Origin of the sequence: Streptomyces specialis, assembly GCF_001493375.1 — a bacterium.
Taxonomy (GTDB): domain Bacteria; phylum Actinomycetota; class Actinomycetes; order Streptomycetales; family Streptomycetaceae; genus Streptomyces; species Streptomyces specialis.
This window is the reverse complement of the sequence record NZ_LN929897.1, coordinates 32,041-47,431: the sequence shown is the minus strand read 5'-3', so window position 1 is coordinate 47,431 and position 15,391 is coordinate 32,041. Positions and strand designations below refer to the sequence as shown.

The 15,391-nt window shown below is 72.1% G+C and carries 12 protein-coding genes; 3 read left to right on the top strand and 9 right to left on the bottom strand.

The window, feature by feature from the left end; all coding sequences use genetic code 11:
• Window positions 1-69: 69 nt before the first annotated feature.
• The 3 genes from fahA to BN2279_RS28095 all read left to right on the top strand — a co-directional run bounded on the left by fahA (window position 70) and on the right by BN2279_RS28095 (window position 3,045).
• Window positions 70-1,302 carry a fumarylacetoacetase gene (gene fahA / locus BN2279_RS22765; protein WP_059012767.1) on the top strand — a complete coding sequence of 411 codons (1,233 nt, stop codon included), beginning with the start codon at window positions 70-72 and terminating at the stop codon, window positions 1,300-1,302.
• Between the two features lie 306 nt (window positions 1,303-1,608).
• On the top strand, window positions 1,609-2,196 hold the full coding sequence (locus BN2279_RS22760) for a hypothetical protein (RefSeq protein ID WP_059012765.1): 588 nt from the start codon (window positions 1,609-1,611) through the stop codon (window positions 2,194-2,196).
• A gap of 243 nt (window positions 2,197-2,439) precedes the next feature.
• Window positions 2,440-3,045: a hypothetical protein gene (locus tag BN2279_RS28095; protein WP_079032430.1), complete on the top strand. Its 606-nt coding sequence runs from the start codon at window positions 2,440-2,442 to the stop codon at window positions 3,043-3,045.
• Between the two features lie 100 nt (window positions 3,046-3,145).
• On the opposite strand, the gene nuoN is transcribed toward BN2279_RS28095, so the two are convergent.
• Genes nuoN through nuoF form a run of 9 tightly spaced genes read right to left on the bottom strand, consistent with a single transcriptional unit; the run spans window position 3,146 to window position 15,386 of the window.
• Window positions 3,146-4,753, bottom strand: coding sequence for an NADH-quinone oxidoreductase subunit NuoN (gene nuoN, locus BN2279_RS22750; RefSeq protein WP_059012763.1), 1,608 nt, complete (start codon window positions 4,751-4,753; stop codon window positions 3,146-3,148).
• On the bottom strand, window positions 4,750-6,363 hold the full coding sequence (locus BN2279_RS22745) for an NADH-quinone oxidoreductase subunit M (RefSeq protein WP_059012761.1): 1,614 nt from the start codon (window positions 6,361-6,363) through the stop codon (window positions 4,750-4,752). Before BN2279_RS22745 ends, nuoN begins: the two co-directional genes overlap by 4 nt.
• Window positions 6,364-6,373: 10 nt before the next feature.
• Complete coding sequence (gene nuoL / locus BN2279_RS22740; RefSeq protein ID WP_059012759.1) at window positions 6,374-8,269, bottom strand: NADH-quinone oxidoreductase subunit L; 1,896 nt, start codon at window positions 8,267-8,269, stop codon at window positions 6,374-6,376.
• A gap of 13 nt (window positions 8,270-8,282) precedes the next feature.
• On the bottom strand, window positions 8,283-8,582 hold the full coding sequence (nuoK, locus tag BN2279_RS22735; RefSeq protein WP_059012757.1) for an NADH-quinone oxidoreductase subunit NuoK: 300 nt from the start codon (window positions 8,580-8,582) through the stop codon (window positions 8,283-8,285).
• Window positions 8,579-9,553 (bottom strand): NADH-quinone oxidoreductase subunit J, encoded by a 975-nt coding sequence (locus BN2279_RS22730; RefSeq protein ID WP_079032429.1) that lies wholly within the window; start codon window positions 9,551-9,553, stop codon window positions 8,579-8,581. The genes nuoK and BN2279_RS22730 overlap by 4 nt, the downstream gene beginning before the upstream one ends.
• Window positions 9,550-10,179, bottom strand: coding sequence for an NADH-quinone oxidoreductase subunit NuoI (nuoI, locus tag BN2279_RS22725; protein ID WP_059012755.1), 630 nt, complete (start codon window positions 10,177-10,179; stop codon window positions 9,550-9,552). The genes BN2279_RS22730 and nuoI overlap by 4 nt, the downstream gene beginning before the upstream one ends.
• Entirely contained in the window at window positions 10,172-11,545 is a 1,374-nt protein-coding gene (gene nuoH, locus BN2279_RS22720) for an NADH-quinone oxidoreductase subunit NuoH (RefSeq protein ID WP_059012752.1), read from the bottom strand. The genes nuoI and nuoH overlap by 8 nt, the downstream gene beginning before the upstream one ends.
• Window positions 11,545-14,037 (bottom strand): NADH-quinone oxidoreductase subunit G, encoded by a 2,493-nt coding sequence (locus tag BN2279_RS22715; RefSeq protein WP_059012750.1) that lies wholly within the window; start codon window positions 14,035-14,037, stop codon window positions 11,545-11,547. The genes nuoH and BN2279_RS22715 overlap by 1 nt, the downstream gene beginning before the upstream one ends.
• A complete protein-coding gene (gene nuoF, locus BN2279_RS22710) occupies window positions 14,034-15,386 on the bottom strand; it encodes an NADH-quinone oxidoreductase subunit NuoF (RefSeq protein WP_059013607.1) in 1,353 nt (450 codons plus the stop codon). Before nuoF ends, BN2279_RS22715 begins: the two co-directional genes overlap by 4 nt.
• Window positions 15,387-15,391: the final 5 nt, after the last annotated feature.

Below are 15,391 nucleotides of genomic sequence, written 5' to 3'. Positions count from 1 at the left end.
TCCCAGGCGGCCACGCCTGGGGGAGATCGCGGCCACACGCGCCGATTCGCCCCGGTCTAGGGTGTGGCCATGCCTGCCCCCGCGCACACCGCCACGACGCGGCCCGGCCTGTTCGGTCCCGACAACCTTCCCTACGGCCTCTTCAGCACGGCCGACGAGCCCGGTGCGCGCCGGATCGGGGTCCGGTTCGGGGACGCGGTGCTCGACGCGGGCGCCGCCGCCCGCGCCTTCCGCTCCCCGCACGCCCGGCTGCTCACCGCCCCGGACCTGAACCCGCTGCTAGCCGCCGGACGCCCGGTCTGGCGGGCGGTCCGCGCCGCGCTGCGCGACTGGCTCGGCTCCCCCGGCCACCGCGCGACCGTCGCGCCGCTGCTGCTGCCCCTCGACACGGTCACGCTCCACCTCCCGTTCCGGGTCGCCGACTACGTCGACTTCTACGCCAGCGAGCACCACGCCACCAACGTCGGCCGCATCCTCCGCCCCGACGCGGCGGCCCTCACACCCAACTGGAAGCACCTGCCGATCGGTTACCACGGCCGCGCGGGCACCGTCGTGGTCTCCGGCACGCCGGTCGTCCGCCCGCGCGGCCAGGGCCGCCCCGGCACGGGCAGCGACCGGCCCGCCTTCGGCCCCACCCGGCGGCTGGACATCGAGGCGGAGGTCGGGTTCGTCGTCGGCACCCCCTCGGAGCCGGGCCGGCCCGTGCCGCAGACCGCCTTCCGCGACCATGTCTTCGGCGTCTGCCTCCTCAACGACTGGTCCGCCCGCGACATCCAGGCGTGGGAGTACGTGCCGCTCGGCCCGTTCCTCGGCAAGTCCTTCGCCACCTCCGTCTCCCCCTGGATCACCCCGCTCGACGCCCTCGACGCGGCCCGCGTAGCGCCACCCGAACGGGACCACCCGCTCCTGCCCTACCTGGACGACGAGGGCCTCGAACCGGGCGGCCTCGACCTGCGGCTCACGGTCCGGATCAACGGACACCCGGTCTCCGAGCCGCCGTTCGCCACCATGTACTGGACGGCCGCCCAGCAGCTCGCCCATCTCACCGTCAACGGCGCGCGGTTGCGCACCGGCGACCTGTTCGCCTCCGGCACGGTCAGCGGGCCCGAGCCGGGGCAGCGCGGCTCGCTGCTGGAGCTGACGTGGGGCGGCCGGGACCCGCTGACGCTGCCGGACGGCACGTCCCGCGCGTTCCTGGAGGACGGGGACGAGGTGACCATCTCCGCCTGGGCGCCCGGACCGTCGGCCGGATCGCGCATCGGTCTCGGTGAGGTAACGGGCCGGGTGGCGCCGGCCCACTGAACCGGCGGGCCCGACTCCGCGACGTGTCCGGACACTTACGGTGACCCTCCGCGCCCGGGTCACCACAGACATGCCAAGTCCGTTATGACAGCGGCATGTTGCGCGTCCGGAGGGCACATTTCATGTCATGTCCGGGACGCCGCCAAGCGCCGCACGGGCCATGGACCCGGCGAACCCCGCCATATGGGCGGATGCCGACGCGCGTATCAGCTCGGCGGCTTTTGCCATAGACATGTAACACTCTCATCTGCCCGGTCGGCGGCCGATGTAACCTGCCGTGACCACGTTCAAATCGAGGGGACATCCATGCGTAAGTCCATACGGCTCGCCCTGCCCGCCATCGCGGCGGCGTCGCTTCTGCTCACCGGCTGTGGTGACGACGACAGCGACGGCGGCTCGCCGCTCACGCCGGGCGGCGACGGCGGCCAGGAGCAGGAGCAGGGCGACACGGGGGGCGAGCAGACCCCGAGCGGGGACGGCGAGCAGTCCGGCGACACCGGGGGCGACAGCGGCGGTGACACGGGCGGCGGCTCCGCGCCGTCCGCCGACCAGCTCGAGGGCATGTGGCTGGAGGGCACCAACCCCGAGGACAGCTCCCTGCTGTTCTCCGCCGGCTCCGTCACCTACATCGAGGACGACCTCGAAGAGGGCGACGTCTGCTACGGCGAGCTGGGCGGCAGCGGCTTCACCGTCGAGTGCACCCAGATGGGCGCCAACCTCTTCCCGGACACCGAGGCCACGCTGAACCTGGACGGGGACACCCTCACCGTCGAGTGGGCCTCCGGCACCACCGAGACCTTCACCTCCTTCGGTGACCTCGGCGACATGGGCGACCTCGGTGGCCTTGAGGACCTGGAGGACCTGGAGCAGGAGCTGGAGGACCTCGGCTACTGAGCCGGGTCCCGGCCCGTTCGAGGAGGCACGACGGTGGCCCGGACCCCGCTCGGGGACCGGGCCGCGGTCATTCCCGCGGGCGGCGCCCCCGCCACAAAGGAGGAGGCGCTGTGCGGTCGGGGGGCACGGCTGTATCAGCTCGGCAGCGATTGGCATGGGGCTGTAACGCTCCGGTCAATTGGCGCGCCCGCCGCTATACCCTGCCGTGACCATGCTCAACGTACGGAAAACGAGGGGACATCCATGCGCAGGCCCATAGGTCTCGCCCTGCCCGCCATCGCGGCGGCGGCGACGTTTCTGCTCACCGGCTGCGGCGACGGCGACAGCTCCAACAACCCGTTCGCGCCGGGCGGCGACGCCGGCCAGGACGGCAACGTGCCCATCCCGGGCGCCGACGAAGGGCAGACGTCCGGCCAGGACGGCGGGGACGGCGGCGAGGACGGCGCGCTCCCCGGCGCGGTCGCCGGAGCGGACGGCGGCGACGACGGCGGGGCGGACGGCGGCGACGACAGCGGCCTGATCTCCGGCGCGGAGAGCGGCGGCATCTCCGGCGGCGACGGCGGCTCCCTGCCCACCGCCGGCGAGTACGACAACTACTGGTTCGAGAACGTCCCGACGGACGCCAGCAGCCTGTCCATCTCCAGCGGCACGGTCACCTACGTCGAGGACGCCGGATACGAGGGCGACGTCTGCTACGGCACGATCTCCGGCGACACCATCACCGTCGAGTGCAACCAGTACGGCGACCGGCTGTGGCCCGACACCCAGGCCACGCTGAGCCTGAGCGGCAGCACGCTCACAGTGGTCTGGGCCTCCGGCACCACCGAGACCTACGAGGCGTCCTACTGACGCGGCGGCGCGTCGCCCGGGCACGACGGTGGCCCGGACCCCGAGCGGGGTCCGGGCCACGGTCATGCCCGCGACGCGGCCGACGGCCGGACGCGACGGATCAGCGGACGAAGACGCCCGCGTCGTTCGCCAGATCCAGGAAGTACTGCGGCGCGACACCGAGCACCACCGTCACCGCCGCCGCCAGCCCGACCACCGACATCGTCAGCGGGCTGGGGATGACCACCGAGGGGCCGTCCGCCTTCGGCTCGCTGAAGAACATCAGCACGATCACCCGGATGTAGAAGAACGCGGCGATGGCCGAGGCCAGCACACCGACGATCACCAGACCCATGGCGCCCGCGTCGGCCGCCGCCCGGAACACCGCGAACTTCCCGGCGAACCCGGACGTCAGCGGGATCCCGGCGAACGCCAGCAGGAACAGCGCGAACACCGCCGCCAGCAGCGGCGAACGGCGCCCGAGCCCCGCCCACTTCGACAGGTGCGTGGCCTCGCCCCCGGCGTCCCTGACCAGCGTCACCACGGCGAACGCGCCCAGCGTCACGAACGAGTACGCCGCCAGGTAGAACAGCACCGACGACACCCCGTCCTCGCTCACCGCCAGCGCGCCGGACAGGATGAACCCGGCGTGCGCGATCGACGAGTACGCCAGCAGCCGCTTCACGTCGGTCTGCGTGATGGCGATGACCGCGCCCGCCACCATGGAGGCGATCGCCACGCCCCACAGCACCGGCTCCCAGTCCCACCGCATGCCCGGCAGCACCACGTACAGCAGCCGCAGCAGCGCGCCGAAGGCGGCGACCTTGGTGGCGGCGGCCATGAACCCGGTGACCGGCGTCGGCGCGCCCTGGTACACATCCGGGGTCCACATGTGGAACGGCACCGCGCCCACCTTGAACAGCAGCCCCATCGTCACCATCGCCCCGCCGATGAGGAGCAGCGCGTCGTTGCCCATCGTGGACGCGAGACCCGGCTCCATCACGGCCGGCCGGCCGGCGACGACATCCGCGATGCCCGCGTACGACAGGGTGCCCGCGTAGCCGTAGAGCATGGTGATGCCGAACAGCAGGAACGCCGAGGCGAACGCGCCCAGCAGGAAGTACTTCACGGCCGCCTCCTGCGACAGCAGCCGCCGGCGGCGGGCCAGCGCGCACAGCAGGTACAGCGGCAGCGACAGGACTTCCAGCGCGATGAACAGGACCAGCAGGTCGTTGGCCATCGGGAAGAGCAGCATCCCGCCGACCGCGAACAGCAGCAGCGGGAAGATCTCGGTCGTGGTGTGACCGGCCCGCACCGCCTCCCGCTCGGCCTGGCCGCCGGGGACCGCCGCCGGCTGGGCGGCGAACGAGTCCACCGGCCCGCCGTGCCCGGCCGGTTCGAGCCGGCGCTCGGCGAACAGGAACACCGAGACCAGGCCGACCAGCAGGATGATCCCCTGGAGGAACAGCGCCGGCCCGTCCACGGCCAGCGCGCCCATGCCCGCGATCTGCGCCTCGCTGCCGGCCCGGCCGTCGGCGGCGAGCCCCACGACGGCGGCGAACGCGCCCGCCAGCGCCAGGGCCGAGACGGCCACCTCGGCGGGATAACGGGCACGGCGCGGCGCGAACGCCTCGATCAGCACGCCGATGACGGCGGCGCCGAACACGATCAGGCTCGGCGAGAGCGCGACCCACTCGATGTCCGGAGCCTCAAGCTCCCCCGGGTTCATTCGGCGGCCTCCACTTCGGGAACGACGTGCGGTGCGGGATCGGTCTGGTCGACGTCGGACAGCGTGTGCTCGACCGCCGGGTTGACGATGTCGGTGAGCGGCTTGGGATAGACGCCGAGGAAGATCAGCAGGCCGATGAGCGGGGCGCCCCCCGCCAGCTCCCGCACCCGCAGGTCCGGCAGCTTCTCCAGGCCCGCCTTGACCGGCCCGGTCATGGTCCGCTGGTAGAGCACCAGCACGTACAGCGCCGCCAGCACTATCCCGGCGCAGGCGATGACGCCGACGGTCTCGTACCGGCTGAACGTGCCGACCAGGACCAGGAACTCACTGACGAACGGCCCGGTGCCCGGCAGCGACAGCGTGGCGAGCCCGCCGATGAGGAACGTCCCGGCCAGCACCGGCGCCGTCTTCTGGACCCCGCCGTAGTCGGCGATGAGCCGCGAGCCGCGCCGCGAGATCAGGAACCCGGCGACCAGCATCAGCGCGGCCGTGGCGATGCCGTGGTTGATCATGTACAGCGTGGCACCGCTCTGCCCCTGGCTGGTCATGGCGAAGACGCCCAGCACGATGAACCCGAAGTGGCTGACGGACGCGTACGCGATCAGCCGCTTCATGTCCCGCTGGCCCAGCGCCAGCAGCGCGCCGTAGATGATGCTGATCAGCGCGAGCACCAGCACCACCGGCGTGGCCCAGTCGCTGGCCTCGGGGAAGAGCCCGAGGCAGAAGCGGAGCATCGCGAAGGTGCCGACCTTGTCCACGACGGCGGTGATCAGGACGGCGACCGGCGCGGTCGCCTCGCCCATCGCGTTGGGCAGCCAGGTGTGCAGCGGCCACAGCGGCGCCTTGACGGCGAAGGCGAGGAAGAAGCCGAGGAACAGCCACCGTTCGGTGCCCGTCGCGAGATCCAGCTCGCCCGAGGCGCGCGCCTGGAGGATGGCCTGGAGGGAGAACGTCCCGGTGCCCAACTGGTCGGCCGTCGCCACGTACAGGCCGATCACCGCGGCCAGCATGATCAGGCCGCCGGCGAGGTTGTAGAGGAGGAACTTGACGGCCGCGTACGACCGCTGGCGCGACTGCCCCTCCTCGTCCAGCTCGCCCGCCCGGTCCCCGAAGCCCCCGACGAGGAAGTACATCGGGATGAGCATGGCCTCGAAGAAGATGTAGAAGAGGAAGATGTCGGTCGCGGCGAAGGACATGATGACCATCGCCTCGACCATCAGCATCAGCGCGAAGAAGCCCTGGGTGGGCCGCCACCGCCGGTTGGCGGCCTCGTGCTCCGCCTCGTCGGCGTCGTTCCAGCCGGCGCCGATGAGGAACGGGAGCAGCACCGCGGTCAGCGCGATCATCACCGCGCCGATACCGTCCACGCCCAGCTCGTAGCGGACCCCGAAGTCCTCGATCCAGGACCGGGACTCGGTGAGCTGGAAGCGGTCGGCGCCCGCGCCGGTGTCGAAGCGGAGCAGCACCGCGGCGGCGAACCCGACCGTCGCCAGCGAGAACAGCAGCGCGAGCCACTTGGCCGCGGTGCGCCGCGCGGCGGGCACCGCCGCAGTGGCGATCGCGCCGATGGCCGGGGTGAGGGCCGTGGCCGTCAGCAGGGGAAATGACATAGGAGACCTCTCAGACCGCCCTCATCAGCAGGGTCGCGGCGATCAGCAGGGCCGCTCCCCCGAACATGGAGACCGCGTACGACCGGGCGAATCCGTTCTGGACCCGCCGCAGCCGCCCGGACAGCCCGCCGAAGGAGGCGGCCGTGCCGTTGACCAGGCCGTCGACCAGCTTGTGGTCGAGGTAGACCAGGCCGCGGGTGAGGTAGTTCCCCGGGGTGACGAACGCGGCGTGGTTGAAGTCGTCCTGGAGCAGGTCGCGCCGCGCCGCGCGGGTGAGCAGCCGGCCCGTGGGCGCGACCGCCGGGACCGGCCGGCGGCCGTACTGGAACCAGGCGCCGGCCACGCCCACCACCATCACGGCGGTCGCGGCGAGGCCGACCGTGCCGTGGCCGACCGGCGAGTCGCCGTGCTCCAGGCCCGTGACCGGCTCCAGCCAGTGGACGAACGCCTCGCCCGAGTCGAACAGGAAGCCCGCGAAGACCGAGCCGAAGGCCAGCACGATCATCGGGATCGTCATGGTGAGCGGAGCCTCGTGCGGGTGCGGTTCGTGCCCGTGCGCGTCGGGCTGCCACCGCTTCTCGCCGAAGAACGTCATCAGCATGATCCGCGTCATGTAGTACGCGGTCAGCGCCGCGCCCAGCAGCATCACGCCGCCGAGGATCCAGCCCTCGGTGCCGCCCTTGGCGAACCCGGCGTAGATGATCTCGTCCTTGGAGAAGAAACCGGACAGGTACGGGAAGCCGATGATGGCCAGATAGGCGAGGCCGAACGTGACGAACGTGACCGGCATGTGCCGGCGCAGCCCGCCGTAGCGGCGCATGTCCACCTCGTCGTTCATGGCGTGCATGACCGATCCGGCGCCGAGGAAGAGTCCGGCCTTGAAGAAGCCGTGCGTGACCAGGTGCATGATCGCGAAGACGTAGCCGACCGGGCCGAGGCCGGCGGCCAGCATCATGTAGCCGATCTGCGACATCGTGGACCCGGCCAGGGCCTTCTTGATGTCGTCCTTGGCGCATCCGACGATCGCGCCGAACAGCAGCGTCACCGCGCCGACCACCACCACCACGGTCTGCGCGTCGGGCGCGGCGTCGAAGATCGCTCCGGAGCGGGTGATCAGGTACACGCCCGCGGTGACCATCGTGGCCGCGTGGATCAGGGCCGAGACCGGGGTCGGGCCCTCCATCGCGTCGCCGAGCCAGGACTGGAGCGGCACCTGCGCGGACTTGCCGCAGGCGGCCAGCAGCAGCATCAGCCCGATGCCGGTGAGGGTGGCCTCGCTCGCCCCGGTGGCGCCGTCGAGCACGGGCTCGAACGCGAACGTGCCGAACGTCGTGAACATCAGCAGGATCGCGATCGACAGGCCGATGTCACCGACCCGGTTGACGATGAATGCCTTCTTCGCCGCGGTCGCCGCGCTCGGCTTGTGCTGCCAGAAGCCGATCAGCAGGAACGAGGCCAGGCCCACGCCCTCCCAGCCGACGTACAGCAGCAGGTAGTTGTCGGCGAGGACCAGCAGCAGCATCGCGCCGAGGAAGAGGTTGAGGTAGGCGAAGAAGCGCCGCCGCCGCTCGTCGTGCGCCATGTAGCCGATCGAGTAGAGGTGGATCAGCGTGCCCACGCTCGTGATCAGCAGCACGAAGGTCATCGAGAGCTGGTCGAGCTGGAACGCGACGTCCGCCCGCAGGTCGGCGACCGGCACCCAGCTGAACAGGTGCTCGTGGAGCACCCGCTCCTCGCCCTCCCGGTCCAGCAGGTCGGAGAAGAGCACGGCGGCGAGGACGAACGACGTCGCGGCGAGCGCGGTGGCCAGCCAGTGGCCCACCCGGTCCAGGCGCCGCCCGCCGACCAGGAGCAGGGCGGCGCCCAGCAGTGGCGCGCCGACGAGCAGTCCGATCAATGACTCCACTGTTTCTGACCCCTTAGAGCTTCATCAGGCTGGCGTCGTCGACCGAGGCCGAGTGGCGGGAGCGGTAGACGGTGACGATGACGGCCAGCCCGACCACGACCTCGGCGGCGGCCACGACCATGACGAAGAAGGCCATGATCTGGCCGTCGAGGTTGCCGTGCATCCGGGAGAAGGTGACCAGCGCGAGGTTGGAGGCGTTGAGCATCAGCTCCACGCACATGAACACCACGATCGCGTTGCGCCGCAGCAGGACCCCGCTGGCGCCGAGCGTGAACAGCAGGGCGGCCAGGAAGAGGTAGTTCTCCGGGTTCACTGACGGGCCTCCTCGGCGTCCTCGGTGCCAGTCGTTCCGGTGCTGCCGGTGGTGCCGGTGGTGCCGGGACCGGCGTCGCGCGGGTCGGTCACGGCCCCGGACTCGTCCGGCCGGCCGGTGGTCTCCAGCGCGGTGACGCTCCGGGGCTTGGGCGCGGTCGCCATGTACGTCTGGCCGTGGTACCCGGCGGCGCGTGCCTCCAGCGCCGCCACGTCGGCGACGGACTGCCGGTGCACCTCGCGGATCTGGCCGCGCCCGCGGAGCGTCTCGATCATGGTCAGCTCGGCGGGGGTGCCGTCGGGCAGCAGGCCGGGCAGGTCGACCGCGTTGTGCCGGGCGTAGACGCCGGGCGCGGGCAGCGGCGGCACGTGGTCGCCGCGGACGCGCTCGGCGGCCTGCTCGCGCTGGGACTTGGTCCGCTCGATCCGCTCGCGGTGCGTCAGCAGGGTGGCGCCGACGGCGGCGATGGTCAGCAGCACACCGGTCACCTCGAACGCCACCACGTAACGGGTGAACAGCAGCGAGGCGAGGCCCTGCACGTTGCCGTCGGCGTTGGCCTGCGCGAGGCCGGTGAAGGACCCGACGGACGCCTGGCCGATGCCCGCGATCAGCAGGATGCCCAGGCCGAGGCCGCACCCGGCGGCCAGCCAGCGCTGCCCCTTGAGTGTCTCCTTGAGCGAGTCGGTGGCGCTGACGCCGACCAGCATCAGCACGAAGAGGAAGAGCATCATGACGGCGCCGGTGTAGACGACGATCTGCACCATGCCGAGGAAGTAGGCGCCGTTGGCGAGGTAGAACATCGCCAGGATCACCATCGTGCCGGCCAGGCAGAGCGCCGAGTGCACCGCGCGGCGCATCAGGACGGTGCCGAGACCGCCCGCCACGGCCAACGGGCCCAGCACCCAGAACTGCACGGCCTCGCCGGTCGAGGTGGAGGTCTCCGCCGCGAGGGCGGTGGCGAGCGCGCTCATACGTCCACCTCCGACGAACCGCGGTCGGACGCCGGGTCGTGCAGCCGGGTCGCGGCGGCCACGGCGTCGTCGTCGGCCAGTTGCTCCCCGGTGACGCGCTGCCGCACGGTGCCGGGGGCGGCGCCGCGCACCTCGCCCCGGTAGTACGCCTGCTCGTCGGTGCCGGGGTACATGGCGTGCGGCGGGGCGACCATGGTGTCGTCGAGGCCGGCCAGCAGCTCCTCCTTGGTGTAGATCAGGGAGGCGCGGGTCCGGTCGGCCAGCTCGTACTCGTTGGTCATGGTGAGCGCGCGGGTGGGGCACGCCTCCACGCACAGGCCGCACAGGATGCAGCGCAGGTAGTTGATCTGGTAGACGCGGCCGTAGCGCTCGCCCGGGGAGTAGCGCTCCTCCTCGGTGTTGTCCGCGCCCTCGACGTAGATGGCGTCCGCCGGACAGGCCCAGGCGCACAGCTCGCACCCGATGCACTTCTCCAGGCCGTCCGGGTGCCGGTTCAACTGGTGGCGGCCGTGGAAGCGGGGCGCGGTCGGCTTCTTCTCCTCCGGGTACTGCTCGGTGAGCCGCTTCTTGAACATGGCCTTGAAGGTCACGCCGAAGCCGCCCACGGGGTTGTGGATCTCAGGCATCGTCGCCCTCCCTTCCTGGTTCGGTGCTTGCCGAGGTGGATCCGGGGCTGTCGGCGGCGACGGCCGCCTTGTCCCTGCCGGCCCGCGAGGGACGGCGGGGCACGGGCGGCAGGGTCTGGCCCGGCAGCGGCGGCACGGGGTAGCCGCCGGCCATCGGGTCGAACGGCTCCTCCGGGCGCCCGGCCTCGGCCTCCTCGCGGCGCTGGTCGGCCCGGTCGCGGAAGAAGTCCACGACGAAGGAGAGCAGCAGGAGCAGCAGCACCCCGCCGGCCACCCACATCACGATGTCGCGGAACTCGTAGTTCTCGTTCTGCATCGCCCGCACGGTGGCGACCAGCATCAGCCAGACCAGCGCGATGGGGATGAGCACCTTCCAGCCCAGCACCATGAACTGGTCGTAGCGCACGCGGGGCAGCGCGCCGCGGATCCAGACGAAGAAGAAGATGACGCAGACGAGCTTCGCGGTGAACCACAGCAGCGGCCACCAGCCGGAGTGGGCGCCCTCCCAGAAGCTCAGCGGCGCGGGGGGCCGCCAGCCGCCGAGGAAGAGGGTGACCATCAGGGCGGAGACCGTGACGGTGTGGATGTACTCGGAGAGCATGAAGAAGGCGAACTTGATCGACGAGTACTCCGTGAGATACCCGCCGACGAGGTCGCCCTCGGACTCCGGCATGTCGAACGGCGGCCGGTGGGCCTCGCCGACCATCGCGATCATGTAGATGAGGAACGAGACCGGCAGCAGGATCACGAACCACCGGTCGTCCTGCGCGTCCACGATGGCCGAGGTGGACATCGAGCCGGAGTAGAGGAAGACGGCCGCGAAGGACAGGCCCATCGCGACCTCGTAGGAGATGATCTGGGCCGTGGCCCGCACGCCGCCGAGCAGCGGGTAGGTCGAGTTGGACGACCAGCCCGCCAGGACCGTGCCGTAGACCGCGATCGCGGCGGTGGCCAGGACGTACAGCAGCGCGACCGGGAGGTCGGTGAGCTGGAGCACGGTCCGGGTGCCGAAGACGCTGACCGGCGCGTCGGCGGGGCCGAAGGGGATCACGGCGATCGCCATGAACGCGGGCACGGCCGCGAGGATCGGCGCCAGGATGTACAGCGTCTTGTCGGCGCCCCTGACGGTGATGTCCTCCTTCAGCATGAGCTTCACCCCGTCGGCGAGGGACTGGAGCATGCCCCAGGGCCCGTGCCGGTTGGGGCCGATGCGCAACTGCATCCAGCCCAGCACCTTGCGTTCCATGACGATGCTGATGAGGACGCAGCCCATCAGGAACGCGAAGCAGAAGACGGCTTTGATCAGGACCAGCCAGAACGGGTCGTCGCCGAACATCGACAGGTCCGGCTCCTGCGCCAGCGGCATCACGCGGTCACCTCCTCGGTCGCGTCGGCGGCGACGCGGACGACGTGTCCGGGGGTGGTGCCCAGGTCCTGGAGGACGCCGCCGCCCGTCGAGTTGAGCGGCAGCCAGACCACGCGGTCCGGCATCTCCTCGGTCACCACCAGCGGCAGCGTGACCGACCCGGCGGGGCCGGTCACGGTCAGCGCGTCGCCGTTCCCCGCGCCGGCCGCGCGGGCGGGGGCCGGGGACAGGCGGGCGACGGCCGGGTGCCGGGTGCCGGCCAGGGCGTCGTCGCCGGTCTGGAGCACGCCCTGGTCCAGGAGCAGCCGGTGCCCGGCGAGCACCGCCTCGCCCGGACCGGGCGCGGGCAGGTCGGCGGGGGTCCCGGTCGGGCCGAGCGGCAGGGCGCCGCGCCAGTCGGCCAGCCCGTCCAGCTCCTGCCTGACGGGGTGCAGGGCCGGCAGGCCGAGGTGGACGTCCATGGCGTCGGCGAGCATGTGCAGCGCGCGGAGGTCGCTCTGGACGAGACGGCGCGTCATCTGGGCGGGCTGTATCGCCGGGGAGAACGGCCGGGCGCGGCCCTCCCAGTTGAGGAACGTGCCGCCCTTCTCGACCACGGCGGCCACCGGCAGCACCACGTGGGCCCGCGCGGTGACCTCGGTCGGCCGCAGTTCGAGGCTGACGAGGAAGCCGTCGGCGGCCACCGCGTCGAGCGCGGCGCGGGCGCCGTCCGGGTCGGGGAGGTCGGCCACCTCGACGCCGGCCACCACCAGGGCCCGGATGTCGCCCCCGGCGGCGGCCCGCAGGATCTGGCCGGTGTCGCGCCCCGGCCGGTCGGGCAGCGAGGCGACGCCCCAGGCGGCGGCCACCTCCCGGCGGGCGCGGGCGGAGGACTCCGGCCGGCCGCCGGGCAGCAGGCCGGGCAGCGCGCCGGCCTCGACGGCGCCGCGCTCACCGGCGCGGCGCGGGATCCACAGCAGTCGGGCGCCGGTCGCGGTGGCCGCGGCGACGGCCGCGGTGTACGCGCCGGGCACGGTGGCGAGCCGTTCGCCGACGATCAGGACCGCGCCGGGGGCGCGCAGCGCCTCGGCGGCCCGCCGCCCGCGCGGGTCCGGGCCGTCGCCGTCGGCGAGCGCGGTGAGCCAGGCGGTCTCGGTGCCGGGGGCGGCGGGCAGCAGCGTGCCGCCGGTCTTGGCCAGGCCGCGGGTGATGTGGGTGGCGATGGAGAAGATCCGCTGGCCGTGCTTGCGGTGGGCCTTGCGGAGCCGCAGGAAGACGCCGGGCGCCTCCTCCTCGGACTCGAACCCGGCCAGCACCACGGCCGGGGCCGCCTCCAGCGAGCGGTAGGTGACGCCGCCGCCCTCGAACGCGAGTCCGTGTCCGGCGACGCGGGAGGCGAGGAACGCGGCCTCCTCGGCGCTGTGCGGCCTGGCCCGGAAGTCGATGTCGTTGGTGCCCAGGGCGACCCGCGCGAACTTGGCGTACGCGTAGGAGTCCTCGACGGTGAGCCGGCCGCCGGTCAGCACGGCCGCGCCGCCCGCCCTGGCCCGGGTCAGGCCGGCGGCGGCGACGCGCAGCGCCTCCGGCCAGCTCGCGGGCGCCAGCTCACCGGTCGCGGCGTCCCGCACCAGCGGCGTGGTCAGCCGGTCGGGCTGCTGGGCGTAACGGAACGCGAAGCGGCCCTTGTCGCAGATCCACTCCTCGTTGACCTCGGGGTCCTCGGCCGCCAGCTTGCGCATCACCTTGCCGCGCCGGTGGTCGGTGCGGGTGGCGCAGCCGCCCGCGCAGTGCTCGCAGACGCTGGGCGAGGAGACCAGGTCGAAGGGGCGGGAGCGGAAGCGGTAGGCGGCGGAGGTCAGCGCGCCGACCGGACAGATCTGGATGGTGTTGCCGGAGAAGTACGACAGGAACGGGTCGCCCTCGCCGGTGCCGACCTGCTGGAGCGCGCCGCGGTCCAGCAGCTCGATCATCGGGTCGCCGGCGATCTGCTGGGAGAAGCGGGTGCAGCGCGCGCAGAGCACGCACCGCTCGCGGTCCAGCAGCACCTGCGTGGAGATCGGCACCGGCTTCTCGTACGTCCGCTTGACGCCGTCGAACCGGGTCTCCGGGTCGCCCGCGGTCATGGCCTGGTTCTGCAACGGGCACTCGCCGCCCTTGTCGCAGACCGGGCAGTCCAGCGGGTGGTTGATCAGCAGCAGCTCCATCACGCCGCGCTGCGACTTCTCGGCGACCGGCGAGGTGAGCTGCGTCTTGACGACCATGCCGTCGGTGCAGGTGATGGTGCAGGAGGCCATCGGCTTGCGCTGGCCCTCGACCTCGACGATGCACTGGCGGCAGGCGCCCGCCGGGTCCAGCAGCGGGTGGTCGCAGAAGCGGGGGATCTCGATGCCGAGACGCTCGGCGGCGCGGATCACCAGGGTGCCCTTGGGCACGGAGATCTCGATGCCGTCGATCGTCAGCGTGACGAGGTCTTCCTGCTTGGCGGCGGCCTCGGCGTCGGTGGTGACCGTCACGCGTTCACCTCCTGGTGTGCTTGCGGGCCCTGGTCCGCCCAGGCGGTGGACCGGGCCGGGTCGAAGGGACAGCCGCCCTCGGTGATGTGCCGCTCGTACTCGGCGCGGAAGTGCTTCAGCGAGGAGAAGATCGGCGCGGCGGCGCCGTCGCCGAGGGCGCAGAAGGACTTGCCGTTGATGTTGTCGGCGATGTCGGCGATCTTGTCGATGTCGCTGAGGAGTCCCTTGCCGGCCTCGATGTCGCGCAGCAACTGGACCAGCCAGTACGTGCCCTCGCGGCAGGGCGTGCACTTGCCGCAGGACTCGTGGGCGTAGAACTCGGTCCACCGGGTGACGGCCCGCACCACGCAGACCGTCTCGTCGAAGCACTGCAACGCCTTGGTGCCGAGCATGGAACCGGCGGCGCCGACGCCCTCGTAGTCCAGCGGGACGTCGAGGTGCTCCTCGGTGAACATCGGCGTCGAGGAGCCGCCGGGCGTCCAGAACTTCAGCTTGTGGCCGGGCCGCATGCCGCCGCTCATCTGGAGCAGCTCGCGGAGCGTGACGCCGAGCGGCGCCTCGTACTGCCCGGGGCGGGCCACGTGTCCGGAGAGCGAGTAGAGCGTGAACCCGGGGGACTTCTCGGTGCCCATGGAGCGGAACCACTCCTTGCCCCGGTCCATGATCGCGGGAACCGACGCGATGGACTCCACGTTGTTCACCACGGTGGGGCAGGCGTACAGGCCCGCGACCGCCGGGAAGGGCGGGCGGAGCCTGGGCTGACCCCGGCGTCCCTCCAGGGAGTCCAGCAGCGCCGTCTCCTCACCGCAGATGTAGGCCCCGGCGCCCGCGTGGACCGTGATGTCCAGATCACCGGCCGCGCCGAGCGCGCCCTCGCCGAGGTAGCCCGCCGCGTACGCCTCGGCCACGGCGGACTGGAGGCGCCGCAGCACGGGGACGACCTCGCCGCGGAGGTAGATGAACGCGTGGTTCGAGCGGATGGCGTGACAGGCGATCACGATGCCCTCGACGAGGGCGTGCGGGTTGGCGTAGAGCAGCGGGATGTCCTTGCAGGTGCCCGGCTCGGACTCGTCGGCGTTGACGACGAGGTAGTGCGGCTTGTCGTCGCCCTGCGGGATGAACTGCCACTTCATGCCGGTGGGGAAGCCCGCGCCGCCGCGTCCGCGCAGCCCGGCCTCCTTCACGTAGGCGATCACGTCGTCGGGCGGCATGGCCAGCGCCTTGGCCAGCCCTCGGTAGCCGCCGTGCGCCCGGTAGACGTCGAGGGTCCAGGACCCGGGCTCGTCCCAGAACGCCGACAGCACCGGCGCGAGGAGCTTCCCGGGGTCGATCGAGGTGGTCTCGGACATGGTCG

Excerpts from the sequence above, each read along its gene's own strand:
- fahA (WP_059012767.1), top strand. The coding sequence starts at position 70 with ATGCCTGCCCCCGCGCACACCGCCACGACGCGGCCCGGCCTGTTCGGT.
- BN2279_RS22760 (WP_059012765.1), top strand. The coding sequence starts at position 1,609 with ATGCGTAAGTCCATACGGCTCGCCCTGCCCGCCATCGCGGCGGCGTCG.
- BN2279_RS28095 (WP_079032430.1), top strand. The coding sequence starts at position 2,440 with ATGCGCAGGCCCATAGGTCTCGCCCTGCCCGCCATCGCGGCGGCGGCG.
- nuoN (WP_059012763.1), bottom strand. The coding sequence starts at position 4,753 with ATGAACCCGGGGGAGCTTGAGGCTCCGGACATCGAGTGGGTCGCGCTC.
- BN2279_RS22745 (WP_059012761.1), bottom strand. The coding sequence starts at position 6,363 with ATGTCATTTCCCCTGCTGACGGCCACGGCCCTCACCCCGGCCATCGGC.
- BN2279_RS22730 (WP_079032429.1), bottom strand. The coding sequence starts at position 9,553 with ATGAGCGCGCTCGCCACCGCCCTCGCGGCGGAGACCTCCACCTCGACC.
- nuoI (WP_059012755.1), bottom strand. The coding sequence starts at position 10,179 with ATGCCTGAGATCCACAACCCCGTGGGCGGCTTCGGCGTGACCTTCAAG.
- nuoH (WP_059012752.1), bottom strand. The coding sequence starts at position 11,545 with ATGCCGCTGGCGCAGGAGCCGGACCTGTCGATGTTCGGCGACGACCCG.
- nuoF (WP_059013607.1), bottom strand. The coding sequence starts at position 15,386 with ATGTCCGAGACCACCTCGATCGACCCCGGGAAGCTCCTCGCGCCGGTG.